Below are 15,343 nucleotides of genomic sequence, written 5' to 3'. Positions count from 1 at the left end.
CAACCAGTTTGCGAAAAGTTGGGACAAACAGTTTATTAAACGACAGCACCAGCAGCGCGATCAAAATAGCTGCCTAATTCAGCAATTAATTGGCTACAATCACCTTTTGTAATCCCCTTGGAGTCATTGGCAATTGCAATAGCAGCATCTTTCATTTTTTGAATTCCAGAAGCTACAGCATCGCCAGGAGTACCTAGTGCTTGATAGGTTTCACGCAGACCATTTAAGCAGCGATCATCCATCGCACTAGCATCACCAGCTAATACAGAATAAGTAACGTAACGCAGAATAAATCCTAAGTCACGAATACATGCAGCTTGGTTGCGATTGTGGAAACAAGCACCACCAGCATTAAAAAATTTGTGGACGTTCAGCCACTAAAGACCGATAAGCATTAGCCACAATTGAAGAAGCATTACTAGTGAGTCTGTTAACGATATCTAACCGCTTATTGCTATCAGCAACCATCGCTGATAATGCGTTGATTTCGTCGCCACTTAAATATGAACCTTTTTTATCGGCTTGTTCAACTACTTTGGAAAAAGCGTCGAGCATTTTCTATTCCTCCGACCATTCATTGCAGATATTTATGTGGTTCATAGCAATTAATCTATAGAGCAAAATTTATTGCAACCCAAAGTTACCATTTCAAATTAACTATTTGAAATAATAACTTTTTGCCGCAATTAACTATTCTTTAAAACAGCTAACTTTGCTTGTTTTTTAATTGCTTTTAAAACCTTGTTCGTATTTTATATATTGGTTGAGTTAGTTTATTCTTAAGTTTTATAAAATAGTGTTTCCCCATACAGCTTTTTCGCTAAACTGTCGCTCTACAAAGCTTTGACCCATTATCAGAAAATTTTTGCTTTACATTCCAACATTTTTAGACAACTTACTTAATATATTCTCTAGACTTTTTTGCGCTTAGTAACAAATACAACTTATATATCAAGAATTTCTGACAGTGTGGCTTGAGGAAATGATTAGCACAGCAGGAATCAAGCTACTGTTCAATCAGAACCAAAAGTTGAAAATTCAGGGTTCTTGATTGTTAACTTTGCATCTTTGGCTTCTAACAGGTGTTAGTAAGCTGTGAACACTTTGTTAGAGAGAAATTGTGATTTAAATCACAATTTCTCATTTTTCTGCACCAGATAAAAATCAAGGAGATGTAAAGTCTGAAATATATTCTTAATTTGCTTATAACTTTCTGTTTATAAGCATTTCATCTATTACTACAGCTTGTAAATCACATTTTTGCCCAGAATCTCTGTGTAAGCTTTTGTAAACCAAAGTAAAGCAGAATCTGAAAATTATTTATATTCTCTTTTTTTTAAGAAGAGACTGCGATTCTGCGACGCAGGACTTCTAACAAAGTTGTAAACGTTTGGGGTATGGGTGCTGTTACTTCAATCAAATCTTCTGAAATTGGGTGCTGCAACTTGAGTCGCCAAGCGTGTAATGCTTGACCAGGAAGATTTACGCCTACCGAACGACCAGAACTATAAACAGGATCACCCACAATGGGATGACCGATTTTGGCGCTATGAACCCGAATTTGATGAGTACGACCTGTTTCTAACTGGAAATTAATTAATGTGTAATTACCTAAACGCTCTAATATGTGCCAGTGTGTAACTGCTGTGCGTCCACCGTCTTCTACCGGAACGACAGCCATTTTTTTTTCGGTCTTGGGGATGGCGACCGATAGGAAAATCTATCGTCCCACTTTCAGTTTTTGGCGCACCGTAAACTACACCTAAATATTCTCGCCGCGCGGTTTTGGCTTGCAGTTGTGCTTGTAAGTGTTGATAAGCAATGTCAGTTTTGGCGATCGCGATCGCACCAGTGGTATCCTTATCCAATCGATGCACAATTCCCGGACGCTGAACTCCGCCAATACCGGGAAGGTTAGGACAATGTGCCAACAAAGCATTTACCAATGTGCCATCATAATGTCCCGGTGCAGGATGGACAACTAACCCAGCAGGTTTGTTGAGGATGAGTAACTGTTCGTCTTCGTAAAGGATATCTAGGGGAATATCTTCTGCTTGTAGCTCTAGGGGTTGTGCTTCTGGTATTTGTAGAGTAATGCGATCGCCTACTTTCACATTCTCCTTTTTAGACGTGCAGACTTGACCGTTAACTTGAACATTTCCCTGGTCAATTAACTGCTGAATGCGAGAACGAGAAACATCCGATAACTCTTGTGCAAGATAACGGTCTAAACGTGCGCTATTTTCTAAAACTTCTAAATTAATATCAGTCTGCATTGAGGATAGGAAGTGAGGAGTAAAGACTTTCAAGTATTCCAGTTAAAAGCTAAATATGTAAATTTCAGAGTTCACACTTCATCAGGGTTAATTCCCCTATCGTGGAGTAAAGCGCGGAGTGCTTCTAGTTGAGTTTCGGCTTGTTCGGCGCGTTGGCGTTCTCGTTCAGCTCGTTGACGTTCTTGCTCGGCTATTATTTGTGCTTGTTCGCGCTGTTGTGCTAATTCTAAATAGGTGAGAAACTTCTGTCCATCGGGACGATAAATTTGAAGTTCACCATCTGATAACTCAAAGCGAATACCCAAACGCGGACTTATCCAGTTGATCATTTGCGGAATTTCGGCTAATTCATTTTCTGAACGCAACCAACCACTCAACTCTGTTGTCTCTGGGTCATATATATAGTATTCTTCCACCCCATAGCGATCATAGAATTTATATTTGGCAATCATTTCTTTAGCAGTGTTGCTAGGGGAAAGAATTTCAAATACCACCTGTGGCGGAATGTTACCTTCTTGCCATTGTAAATAGGAACCGCGATCGCCTTTTGGTCTACCAAACACCACCATCACATCAGGCGCTCTTCGATTTAGGTTATTACCCTCAACAGGGTACCAAAACAAATCACCCGCTACAAATACATTTGGCTCATTTTGAAATAAAGTATCTAATCCGCCTTGAATCGTTACAATCAAGCGATATTGTTTCGTATTTTCCGCCATCGGCTGTCCATCAGTTTCCGGGTAGATGATGTCTTTTTTTTGTAGAAGAAGATAATTGAGTCACCATGAGCGTAAGTCCAAATTACACAAGTGGCATAGTTAATTCTAGCTTAATCATTCAATAGTTAGAATTCAGAATCCATAAGTCAGAATTCATTAGATTTGAATAACTCACCAAGCATTGCCAAATAAACAGCAAATAAATCTTGACTTTTAAACACTGAATTCTTACTTTTTTTCTACTCCTATTCAAGATGATTAATTACTGTACTTCTTTAAATTCTCCGGATCTATTGCTATATTTCCGACAATTAAAATCTTTAAATAATAATTATATTCCTATCTTCAGAGGTTGTTTATCATAAAACTAACTAGTTTTTATCTGAATACAGAAAAATCTATGATGTTGCCATCTACCATTTAGCTGAATTTAGATAACTAGCTTCTATCAAGTACATTTTTGACTTTTACATCAGATTGGATTGACAAAACACAAAAATATTTCCGGATAAATATTTTTTGACTAATAACAGCAAAGCCTGTTTTTAGTGCTGATGCTTCCATTAACTGCTGTAAGTCTTGTTCAGAATCAATTTTCAACTTATTACCGAGAAAATTCTACTATGGAGTTTTAAAATATACTAGAACTATAAAAAATTAGATGAGTCAGTATATACTTAAATTCGCATTTTTAGCGAAAATATCAGTATATAGAAGTTCATTTTGTTACTGATGGGTTGGAGCCAATACTTCTAAATGCAAAATATGATGTACTGTTAAACTAGCCAGATTATTGCAAGCGAAGAAAGCAAAATTGTTTTTTGGATAATGTTTACTGTGAACAAATCCAACTACTTTTTTGTTGAGCGATCGCTTAGTTTGGTATTTCCTAGTTAAGTGTAGTTAGGTTAGCAACATCTTATCAGAGATTGACTACTTTAGAGTTAGGGGTAAAGAATCTCTGTACTAACTTAAATGTGACCGCTATATTTAGCTCAATAGAATCTCGAAAATATTTACTTGTGGATACCGACTAGGTAATTCACTAATTTGACTTGCCAATATGTACTTATATCTAAAGATATTCCTATGAAAACCCTACCTATTAGTAGATATAGATTCTTTCAAAAAATCCAGCCCCTATCTTTATTAAAAAAAATCACCAATAAATCTGTCACTGGTTGTTTACAAGTATTTAGTACATCTGGTGCTTGGTCAATATATATAGATGAAGGTAAGCTAATTTATGCCTGCTATTCCGAAAAGATGTTTGAACCGCTTTACCGGAATTTACAACATTTGAGTGAGCAAATTTCGACTTTACCTTATGGTATTGACGCTCAACTCAGGGCAATATTTGAAAATGGCGCTGGTAGTCAAGCCATACCTAACCCAGATTATTTGGCAATTTGTTGGTTAGTTAATCAAAAGTATATTAGCCCAACAGAAGCAGCCGTACTCATTGAACAATTAGCGTTAGAAGTTCTCGACTCATTCTTGAACTTAGAAGAAGGTAGTTATGAATTCATCCCCGAAAGCTTTTTGGATGATATGCCTAAATTCTGCCATCTTAATCTCCGCTTGTTAGTCGAACGCTGTCAAAAGCGGGGAAAAGATGGAGTTTATCAAGATACTTCACCATATACAGAAAGTAGCTCTGTTGGGTTCAATCATCAAGGGTTCCGTTCATCAACAACTGTAGCGCAGCCATCGCCATTTACCACCCCAACTCGGACACAACCCAAACCGGAACCACAATTACCCAAAATCAACCGCTATCCATCACAGGCTAATAGCCCTAGCCATCATAACTATCAAACTCATTCTTCACCATCACCAGAGAAGAAAGTCTACACAATCTTTTGTATTGATAATAGTCCTGCTTTATTAAATGTCGTTAAGAATGCTTTAGATGAGCAAATATTTTCTGTGATTGGAGTTACAGATTCTTTAAAAGCTTTAATGGAAATTCTGCGGACTAAACCAGACATTATTTTATTAAATGTCGATATGCCTGACTTAGATGGCTATGAGTTATGCACTTTATTACGAAAACACGCATATTTTAAAAATACACCCATAATTATGCTGACTGAAAAAGTCAGTCTTATCGACAGAGCAAAAGCTAAAATAGCCAGAGCTTCCGGCTATTTGACTAAACCTTTTAACCAAGGAGATTTAATGAAAATTATCTTTAAGCATATTGTCTAATTTTTAGATTTAGTTAGAATAAATCAACTAAATCGCTTTTATGGAGATTCAGAATTGAGTATTACATGGGTAGGGACAATTCTGATATTAGAAGATGCTTTCAGTGAACTAGCAAATGTGCTGGAAGATAAAGGTTATAAAATTATTAAAGCCAAAACTGCAAAAGAAGCTTTAGAAATGGCTTTAGAAGAAAAGCCAGATGTAATTATTACTAATGTATTTATGCCAGGGATGAATGGTTTTGAATTGTGTCGCTTCCTTAAAAGTCATCCCAGTCAGGCGAAAGCACCTATCTTAATTTGTAGTACCACAAATCAGACTAGTCATCTTGTGTGGGGTAGAAAACAGGGTGCGGATGCTTATTTAAGCAAGCCTTATACCGCCGAAGAATTGCTGAATGCAATTCAACTGGTTGAGATTAACTAATTAGAACTAAGGGTGTAGGGGTGTACTTATTCCAAACCCTTACACTCAATCTCCACAGACAATCTGTGCCTAAGTCCTGATTGAGAATATCAGACTGATATAGCAATCCTAAATGATTTACAAACATTTCTCTCCCTTGTCGCTGTTGTTCACATATCAAATAGGAGTGCTATATGCACTAGACTTTAGCTTGAAATTTTTAAGCTTTCATAGCCAAATTCAAATTAATTGATTCGTCAAATTTCCAAGTGTAATTACCCGCAGCAGCAAAAGCCTCAGCTACGTGTAACACTTTTGCTTCTAAAATATCCTGCAATGACTCATCTGCATAATCAGCAGTATGCGCCATTTTTAACATATTGTAGTTGATAGTATCATGGGGTAATTTTAGCTGGTCAAAATCTGGAGTCAAATCATATTCGCCATTCTCTAATAGATGATGGTCTCCAGAATGATAATGAACATCAAACCACTCTCTGGTGATTCCTCTTCCATTGGGTGCAAACAGTATTTGAGACTCTGGCGAGTCGATAACACATTCTGAAATACCTACAGCGATAAATTCAACAGCTAACATTCCAATTAAGGCGTTTCGCATATCGGTTTCTTTATTAATCAAAGTATCCATTGCCATAATTGGTTCTGCTTTCTCAAGCTGGGCTAGGAGTTTAGCACCTTCAGGTGAAAGTTTACCTGTATGGGAATCAGCCATTATTCCCACAGCCGTCATTAACTTCTTCCAATAATCTAAATGACTACCTTCTTCAAAACCATAGTCTTTGGCAATACCAGAAATACCATGTTGTAGGGAAGCTAGAATTTTTTCGCGTTCTTTACCTGTGTAGTTGAAGACTAAAAGCAAATTACGGCTGGAATTTTGTTCAGAGAAGCGGTTCAAGAACTTTTTGACGTTTCTGATAACGGTGCGAGGAAATGTTTTGACTATTCCCCAGTAAATTGCTGAATATGACACTAGAGAAAAATAATCACCTGCACACATACCTTGGACTACCTTAGAAGCACCCATGATTTGTTTAACTCTCTGAGAGAGTTGAATTATCTCATCAGGCATTTCGGTTAGCAACCCCAATTCATCAACAAGAACTTTACCTTGTTGCAATTCTTCCAGTTTAATCAAGGGTGTATTCATGATGATTTTCTCTGTACAAGTAGGTGTGTTGATTCTGACCAAAGTGAACAATTAATTGCCAGCAAACTGAGAGAGTTTTTCAAAAAAAGTTGCTTGTGAGTATCAGCATTTTTTATTCTTCTAATCCTCAGTAACTATCCTCCTCAGATATGCCTGTAGAGTACGAATAGCCATACAAAGTCTGATCAGAAATTGGGAAATACGACGTAAGCCGCTTTAAATCAGCAGAAGATTTCAGCAGTTCTTTCTAGGGTAAATCCTAAGACTGGACTGCCTTACCACAGCGATTTATTTCCAACAAACTGACTCTTCTTTCGGGGGAGGATTTGAGAGAATCTAATACTTGTTGCTAATAGTCAAGAAGGCTTTGAAAATATGCTTTTCAGAGAATTTTTGAGAGGTTATCAGTACCTATACTCACCACTCAAAATGCTCCTAAGTATCCTTTTTTAAGGGGAATTTAGAGTAATCTGTCAAGGTTCATTACAACATTAAAAAGTTTTCAGACATCCTCTATGAGTAAGGTTAATTCTATCGAACTAGTAAGTAGTATAACTTAGCTTTTTTGGATTCTAAATAAATTATTAACGAGTAAGGTTATGACGATTTATCAAAAATAATAAAAAATTGATTTACACAAGGTGGTATAATGCGTTTTTTTATACATATTTATGGAAATTCAATAACTTATTACTGACAGTATTCTTACGTAAAAAAATTATGAATTTACAGAATATATTAATTAAAATTTACGCAATGCTGATAATATCATAAGATTCAAATTTTTAAAGCAAAAGTCGATTAAATAAGTATATTTCATTGTATACAGTCTTTAATTATCCGCTTTTATTTTAGTAATATTAAAAACATTATGTGAAATTAATGTAAGTTGTGATGTTTATTTACTTAAGTAATCAAATTAGAAAATATACTTGATATTAAGAGTATATTCTTTGGATTAAATTTAAACTTCTACTTTAATCTTTAACGAGATTATATTTACTTTCTAACTTGATACTTCAACTTGTTATGACTTTATTCATAGATATGTTCATGACTTTCTATTCATGTGGGAAGCGTGACTACATCTTTAAAATTGAAGCGATTTAGTAAAAATACGTGGGAGCATTCAATGCCTTTGACAAAATTTCATGTCATTACTGCCATGACTGCAACTGCTTTAAGCCAATTGACACAGAATTTTCAATTGTCAACTAATTCAGTTACACAACCCCATCTACTAATGCAACAGTGTCCGATGATAGCTCTTATAGCAGAAGAAGCAGAAGCAACAGCAGAGCAGAAATCTGAACTAAATCAAATTTGTCAGGATACACGCTCTCAAATCGAAAGTATTCTCACTCCAAAACAAAGGGAGGTGTTCGATGCAAATTTGAATCAGGGTAAGAGTTTACCTTCAGCTATTTCTGTCTTACAAAGTTCCCCTGAACTAAAATTTTCAGAGCAACAATGGGAACATCTCAAAATGATTCGCCAATCAACTCGAACACAAGTTGAACTCAAGATTACTTGGAATCAACGCCAAAAAACTCGCAAAACTCATTATTTACCAAGGTAAGAGGAAGTAGTAGACTGCCCCAACCTTGGTCAAGTCGCCAGCGTGTAATTGATGATTTAGATACTTTGTAATATGTTTTTAACGATGGTATTGAACGCTTGACTAACGGGAAAACCAGCCATAATTGCTATGAGTAGACCAACTAATAGCACAACAAAAATATCAATCACTACACTTAGCCTGGAAAATAATGCTTTATAGAAGACCAACAAGATAAAACCTATGATCACCGATAGGTAAAATCTCATCTCTTTAAACCATGCAGATTGATATGAAGATACTTGCTCTTGCTGAGGTTCAGATTCAACAGGTGATTGATTGTTTGTATTTAAATGAAAATATGAATTTTCTGGACGACAACCAGATAGTATGTCGTGCAGATTTACCACATAACCAATAACCGCGATCGCCGGCGCATCAAATTTTGTTTGTTCAACTTGCTCTACAATGGTGCCTAACTGACCAATTAATTCTTCTTGATCTGGTCTTGTACCCCAACGCACTAACGCAATTGGTGTTTCTAAACTTAAACCCGCAGCTGCTAACTCTTCAATAATGTGCGACAAATTATGAACGCCCATATAAATGACAATTGTCTCTGAACCGTGAGCGATCGCTTGCCAATTTACTTTCGGTCTATACTTACCAGCAGACTCATGACCAGTTACAAATGTGACTGAAGAACTATGTAGCCTATGAGTTAAAGGTATGCCAGCATAGGCTGGAGCCGCAATTCCAGATGTAATTCCTGGCACAACTTCAACGGGAATTCCGGCTTTGACTAAATCTGCCATTTCTTCGCCACCACGACCAAAAATAAACGGATCGCCGCCTTTGAGTCGTACAACAATAGTATGTTCTTGGGCTTTATCTATTAATAACTGAGTGGTTTCATCTTGTAATAGTGAATGTCTCCCCATCCGCTTACCAGCGTTGATTTTTTCGGCTTGGGGATTAATCATGGCTAAAATAGCTAGACTCACCAACGCATCATAAATAACTACATCGGCACATTCTAATAAACTTTTGCCTTTGAGAGTCATCAGTCCGGGGTCTCCCGGCCCTGCACCTACTAAATAAACTTTTCCCAAATTCTTCTGCTCTTCTTTTTCTGTGCAGTTCATTCCTTCATCAAATCCCAAATCAAATCAGCTAACTCTGCACTTGCTCCCAAAGGTTGAGCTAATTGGAAAGTCACAGCCGGAAATTTTAATTTTAGCGTTTCTGTGAGTTGAGCGATCGCATCGGTTATGCCACCTGCGAATAAAAAATATGGCAAAATCGCAATTTTTTCTTTACCAGCCGCTACCAACTGCTCTACTTGTGCTTCTAAACTAGGAGCCACAGACCAATAAGCTGCTACTGCACCTATATTTGCTGCTATGGTTTCGACTGGCTGTTGAAAACCCGGACGGCGGCTACCATGAGCAATTAAAACCCAGGCTTGGGTGATAATTTCAGCCATTTGTTGAGACAACAACTTGGTTAAACCAGGGTTACTACCTATATATGGTAGTAATTCCAAATTAAAATCTTTGCCCACGGCTTGTTGTGCTAACGCTACTTCTTCAGGGATTTCTTGCATCACATGGACTCCCGGTAGCAGAAATAACGGTATGATTTTGAGACTATCGCATCCAGCCAAAACAGCATGATGAGCAAATTCCTTGATTTGGATGTGCAGAGGTTCTGGACGTGTTTCTAAGTAAGCCAAGCCGACTAGCTTTTTGCTGGATGAGTAACTTTGCTGTTTTTGATTGATTAATTCTGTCAATTGCTGTAAAGCAATTTCTGGACGAGGATCACGGCTTCCGTGAGATACCAACAGATATGCAGATAACATGGGTAAAGGTGTAACTCTTGCTAACTAAGCTTAATCTTAGATGCGGGAGTTAGTTAAGGCTATTGCTGTTCAGCACTGTACGTATAAAAATTATGAAAAGCTCCGACTGTTTCAAACTTGTACCCAGGTAGCCAAGCACCAAGGGTTAAATCTGTACGATACACACTAAACAACAGAAAGTCTTGCCGTTCCGTTGTTGTTCTGATCAAATCTCGCATTTGGGGATTAGTGGAATCAACAAGTTTGTCACAGCGAGAATTAAGTAGGTTCTCAATTAACTTTGAGGTTTTTTTACACACATCATTTTTGAGATATTGGGTGAGTTGATTGACTGCATAATCTTCATACTCTTTGGATGTCGGATTGGTTTTAGACATAGCTACGCCAACTACAGCTATACTAGTGGCGATCGCCAATGCCATCATCGTCAAAAGCTTCATATTTCTCAGTTTCATCTTCTGATAGCTATTAGTGTTCCTGGACTATACATTAGTAAAGTCCGTTCCTTGAAAAAAAACGCTTGCTCAATCACTAAATAGATGCTATGATTATTAATCGATAAGTCAATGGCGAGCGTAGCCAAGTGGTTAAGGCAGTGGTTTGTGGTACCACCATCCGTGGGTTCGAGTCCCATCGTTCGCCCTAGATAATATAAATTACTCTAATTAAAAGTTATAAACCGGAATGGCTACAACTACCTTTAGCTATCCCAGTCACACTTTTATCAAAACTTTAATTTTAAGGATAGCGCAAGCAAGCACTTAGCCCCGACGAATGGAATTCGCGGCTATAAAAACGTAGACGCGCAAGCGGTGAAGCAGTGCGTTGGGAGGGTTTCCCGACTTGAAGCAACTGCTGAACCCGAAGGGCTTCCCGAAGGGTAGTCTGCCTATCGCGCTTGCGCTGCGCTTGGCGCACCACGCGGACTAGCAGAAAATTAAGGCTTTTGAACCCGCACAGGCGGGTTTTGTGTGTGTAGCCGCGACTTCAGTCGTTTGGTGCAAGATGTGAATAAATCTCAATTAAAAAGGGAAGCAAATTTAGTTGTTTGCTTCCCTATAAATCCTTTATTTTCCAATGTCACTGTTAGAAAATTCCTAAAAGAAAGATAAAAGTCATTCCGCAGAATATCATGAATGAGACAATTAAAATGTTGCCTATGCTGTGGTCGGTAGTTGTTAATTTATGTGAATGATCTTGCATATATACCGTCCCTGTTTCTAATTACTTCGTGGTGCAATTATAGCGAGTACAAATTTAAATTATTCTCACGAATCTCAAAAGTTGACTTTATTTGATTTAAATACAAACTCATTGTTGATTTCATAACATAAAGATTAATTTTTATTGCTAAAAATCCGGTGATAATTTTGTCAGTTGATATAGAAATTCGGTTTGATTAAAATTGACTGACTAATATAAATAATTATAATAAAATGTATATAAAATGATAAGTATACTGAATCCGAATAAGTATGATTTTTTTTACAGTTAAATCAAACCAAATTTAATTTTTAATTAGCCTTTGTTGATAAATTAAGCCAGGAAAAAATGAGATAATTTATCAGTCGATCGCTTTTCGATATCAATTGATAATTGAGGCATTTCAAGCAATAAATGTACTGAATCAGCCAAAAGTTAGGAAAATTGTCCGCCTATAGTTAGAGGGAATAGTACTGAGTCTTCGATACTTTAGGTAAAGAAGAACACGCGAGAAGTTTATACGCTTTGTAAAACACAGATAGAAAGAGTTTATCTGTGTTTATTCGTGTTTGTACTTATTGACTGTGAGGTGAATATGTCTGAATTGATTCAAGCAGTTCTAGAAAGTGAAGAAAAAAAATGATTTGCGTGCTTTCATTAGTGAATTACGCCAACAAGAAAAAAAATTATTTGCTGAGAAATGACATACTCCAGGTATATAGTGAATATTGCTCCAAAAATGGGAAGCCAGAAAAGTTTAATGCTTTATCTCTTTTAGGAAAACTCCTTTACTACACACAAGAAATCATTCAAGAAGACTCCAATTTTTGCTTTATTATCCGCCCTTACATTGCGAGTCAAGAAGTGTATCGACTCACAGCAGATTTGACGGCGGAAGCAATGACAGTACAAGAACTGCTGGATATGCGCGATCGCCTCGTCAACAAATATCATCCCAACGAAGGCGACTTGCTAGAATTAGACTTCGGCCCTTTTTACGACTACACCCCTGTTATCCGCGACCCCAAAAACATTGGTAAGGGGGTGCAGTATCTCAACCGTTATCTTTCTAGCAAACTCTTCCAAGACCCCAAACAATGGCTAGAAAGCTTATTTAATTTTCTGCGCCTGCACCAATATAACGGCATTCAACTACTAATTAATAATCGCATTCAATCACAGCAGCAACTTTCCCAGCAAGTAAAAAAAGCGATCGCATTTGTCAACGAACGCCCTAGTGATGAACCTTATGATGAATTTCGCTTTCAATTGCAAACAATGGGTTTTGAACCAGGTTGGGGTAATACCGCCCAACGGGTACAAGAAACGTTAAACATACTAGACGAATTAATTGACTCACCCGACCCCCAAACCCAAGAAGCTTTTATTTCCCGCGTCCCGATGATTTTTAGAATCGTCTTGGTTTCCGCACATGGTTGGTTTGGACAAGAGGGAGTTTTAGGAAGACCCGATACAGGTGGTCAAGTAGTTTATGTACTCGACCAAGCCAGAAATTTAGAAAAGCAGCTACAAGAAGATGTCTTACTAGCGGGTTTAGAAGGACTCAACGTCCAACCAAAAGTGATTATTCTCTCGCGCTTGATTCCAAATAGTGATGGTACTTTATGTAACGAAAGGTTAGAGAAAGTCCACGGTACAGATAATGCTTGGATTTTGCGCGTACCTTTGCGGGAATTTAATCCCAACATGACCCAAAACTGGATTTCTCGATTTGAGTTTTGGCCTTATCTTGAAACCTTCGCCATTGACTCAGAAAGAGAATTATTAGCAGAGTTCCACGGTAAACCCGACTTAATAGTGGGTAACTACACTGATGGAAACTTAGTCGCCTTCCTGTTAGCGCGACGGATGAAAGTTACCCAGTGTAACATCGCCCATGCTTTAGAAAAATCTAAATACTTGTTTAGTAATCTTTACTGGCAAGATTTAGAAGATAAATATCATTTCTCCCTACAATTTACTGCTGACTTGATAGCCATGAATGCTGCTAACTTTGTCGTCAGCAGCACTTATCAAGAAATTGTCGGTACGCCAGATAGTGTGGGACAATACGAATCTTATAAATGCTTCACCATGCCAGAGTTGTATCATGTGGTGAATGGCATTGAGTTATTCAGCCCAAAATTTAATGTTGTTCCACCAGGGGTGAACGAGAGTTATTACTTCCCCTACACACGCACTCAAGAACGGGTAGAAAGCGATCGCGATCGTCTTGCCGAAATGTTATTTACTTTAGAAGACTCTAGTCAAATTTTCGGCAAACTCGATGACCCCAACAAGCGCCCTATCTTTTCAATGGCGCGTCTCGACCGCATTAAAAACTTGACTGGTTTAGCCGAATGTTTTGGTCAAAGTAAAGATTTGCAAGAGCATTGTAACTTGATTTTAGTTGCGGGTAAATTACGCACAGAAGAATCAGACGACAACGAAGAACGTGATGAAATTATCAAACTTTATCACATCATTAATGAATATAATCTTCACGGCAAAATTCGTTGGTTAGGCGTACGTTTATCAAAAAGCGATTCTGGCGAAATCTATCGCGTAATTGCTGACCATCAAGGTATTTTTGTTCAACCTGCTTTATTTGAAGCCTTTGGTTTAACAATTTTAGAATCAATGATTTCTGGATTACCAACTTTTGCCACTCAATTTGGTGGGCCGCTAGAAATCATTCAAGATAAAGTTAATGGCTTTTACATTAACCCCACTAATTTAGAAGAAACAGCCACAAAGATTTTAGATTTTGTTACCAAATGCGGACAAAATCCTAACTACTGGGAGACAATTTCTCAAAAAGCGATTGACCGAGTTTATAGCACATATACTTGGAAAATTCATACTACCAAGCTGTTATCTTTAGCAAGAATTTACGGCTTCTGGAATTTTACTTCCAAAGAAAACCGCGAGGATTTATTGCGCTATCTTGAAGCACTGTTTTACTTAATTTATAAACCAAGGGCGCAACAACTTCTAGAACAGCATAAATATCGGTAATAATTTAAGGCAAAAGTTAAAAGTTAAAAGTCAAAAGAAAATAAACTTTTGCCTTTTACCTTTTAACTTTTCTTTTTATCTTGTCAGATGGAACCAAGTTCTTGGGCCGACTATGCCATCTACATTGATATTGCGACGATTTTGAAAGGCTTTGACCGCACTTTCTGTCAACGCACCGTAAACTCCATCTACACGAATTGTATAGCCATTAGCTATGAGTAACTTTTGTAAAACTCTCACAGCTAAACCTGAATTTCCAAAACGTAGATTAGGTACAGTGCGGCTACCTAATCTTGTAGACCTAGCTAATAAAAGTTCATCGTCACTCAGTTTTTGAGCGATGAGGCGTTGTGGACGCGGAAACTTGATATTTACAGGTTGAAAGTTCTTAAATTCTGATACGCTATATAAGTCTTTAGTAGGTTTTTTGTCGGTTTTTTTTACTAGATTTTTTTCAGAATTAGAATTAAAAGCTACTAGAGTAGCTTGGTGTTTTTCTTGCAGCTGTATAAATTCAGACGGCGTGTTTTGTTTATCTAAATCAACTTGAGATGACTGCCCCTGTGGTGTTTTCTGCACGCCATTGTCTAGCTGAATTACAGGCTGCTGGTTGATATGAGACGGAGTTGGTTGTTTGACAATTAACACGCCCGTCATCAGCAGGACAATATCACTCATTGTTTTTGATGTTATTAACACCCATATTTCCTTTGACAGAAAAATTGTCGTAGTTCCGGAATGGTGTGTCCTAAAAATAAAAAATATAATAATTTTGCGTAATCATAATCAACCGCGATCGCCTAGAAATCCTCAATCATGCCTGACACAATTGAAGCTGAATCGTTGATTTGGTTTTATGTCCCTGCTTTCCTTGAAAATAATAAACTCTAGATAATAAAAAAATTGACTCTATCT

The 15,343-nt window shown here is 37.4% G+C and carries 8 protein-coding genes, 1 tRNA gene and 4 pseudogenes; 5 read left to right on the top strand and 8 right to left on the bottom strand.

Annotated features, from left to right (window positions below; genetic code table 11):
- Positions 1 to 35: 35 nt before the first annotated feature.
- From ACX27_RS11830 to ACX27_RS11820, 3 genes and pseudogenes are all read right to left on the bottom strand, one after another.
- A pseudogene (locus ACX27_RS11830) lies at positions 36 to 555 on the bottom strand (phycocyanin subunit beta).
- A gap of 781 nt (positions 556 to 1,336) precedes the next feature.
- Positions 1,337 to 2,276, bottom strand: a pseudogene (locus tag ACX27_RS11825) (RluA family pseudouridine synthase).
- A 71-nt stretch (positions 2,277 to 2,347) separates the two neighbouring features.
- Entirely contained in the window at positions 2,348 to 2,998 is a 651-nt protein-coding gene (locus tag ACX27_RS11820; RefSeq protein WP_083468721.1) for a Uma2 family endonuclease, read from the bottom strand.
- A 1,089-nt stretch (positions 2,999 to 4,087) separates the two neighbouring features.
- Here ACX27_RS11820 and ACX27_RS11815 point away from each other — a divergent pair.
- Together ACX27_RS11815 and ACX27_RS11810 are read left to right on the top strand one after the other, a co-directional pair.
- The gene (locus ACX27_RS11815; protein ID WP_062292398.1) at positions 4,088 to 5,209 is read left to right on the top strand and encodes a response regulator; all 1,122 of its coding nucleotides are present in this window, start codon (positions 4,088 to 4,090) and stop codon (positions 5,207 to 5,209) included.
- 54 nt (positions 5,210 to 5,263) lie between these two features.
- Positions 5,264 to 5,635, top strand: a complete 372-nt coding sequence (locus ACX27_RS11810; RefSeq protein WP_062292395.1) for a response regulator — start codon at positions 5,264 to 5,266, stop codon at positions 5,633 to 5,635.
- A 199-nt stretch (positions 5,636 to 5,834) separates the two neighbouring features.
- Here the strand turns inward: ACX27_RS11810 and ACX27_RS11805 are convergent, their stop codons facing one another.
- Entirely contained in the window at positions 5,835 to 6,785 is a 951-nt protein-coding gene (locus ACX27_RS11805) for a hypothetical protein (protein WP_062292392.1), read from the bottom strand.
- A 1,132-nt stretch (positions 6,786 to 7,917) separates the two neighbouring features.
- Between ACX27_RS11805 and ACX27_RS11800 the strand changes: the two genes are divergently transcribed.
- A complete protein-coding gene (locus ACX27_RS11800) occupies positions 7,918 to 8,364 on the top strand; it encodes a hypothetical protein (protein WP_062292388.1) in 447 nt (148 codons plus the stop codon).
- Positions 8,365 to 8,714: 350 nt separating this feature from the next.
- On the opposite strand, the pseudogene cobA reads toward ACX27_RS11800, so the two are convergent.
- The 3 genes and pseudogenes from cobA to ACX27_RS11785 all read right to left on the bottom strand — a co-directional run.
- A pseudogene (cobA, locus tag ACX27_RS11795) lies at positions 8,715 to 9,488 on the bottom strand (uroporphyrinogen-III C-methyltransferase); the annotation flags it as partial.
- Entirely contained in the window at positions 9,485 to 10,207 is a 723-nt protein-coding gene (locus ACX27_RS11790; RefSeq protein WP_062292385.1) for a sirohydrochlorin chelatase, read from the bottom strand. The gene ACX27_RS11790 and the pseudogene cobA, both read right to left, overlap by 4 nt.
- A gap of 59 nt (positions 10,208 to 10,266) precedes the next feature.
- Positions 10,267 to 10,647: a DUF4359 domain-containing protein gene (locus ACX27_RS11785; RefSeq protein ID WP_062292381.1), complete on the bottom strand. Its 381-nt coding sequence runs from the start codon at positions 10,645 to 10,647 to the stop codon at positions 10,267 to 10,269.
- Between the two features lie 129 nt (positions 10,648 to 10,776).
- Here ACX27_RS11785 and ACX27_RS11780 point away from each other — a divergent pair.
- Together ACX27_RS11780 and ACX27_RS11775 are read left to right on the top strand one after the other, a co-directional pair.
- Positions 10,777 to 10,849: transfer RNA gene (locus ACX27_RS11780), tRNA-His, on the top strand.
- Positions 10,850 to 12,005: 1,156 nt separating this feature from the next.
- Positions 12,006 to 14,428: pseudogene (locus ACX27_RS11775) on the top strand (sucrose synthase).
- Between the two features lie 75 nt (positions 14,429 to 14,503).
- Here ACX27_RS11775 and ACX27_RS11770 read toward each other — a convergent pair.
- Positions 14,504 to 15,106, bottom strand: a complete 603-nt coding sequence (locus tag ACX27_RS11770) for a peptidoglycan-binding domain-containing protein (protein ID WP_062292379.1) — start codon at positions 15,104 to 15,106, stop codon at positions 14,504 to 14,506.
- Positions 15,107 to 15,343 lie beyond the last annotated feature (237 nt).

This window comes from Nostoc piscinale CENA21 (assembly GCF_001298445.1).
Classification (GTDB): Bacteria; Cyanobacteriota; Cyanobacteriia; order Cyanobacteriales; family Nostocaceae; genus Nostoc_B; species Nostoc_B piscinale_A.
The sequence above is the reverse complement of the archived record's forward strand: the minus strand, read 5'-3'. Positions and strand labels throughout refer to the sequence as shown.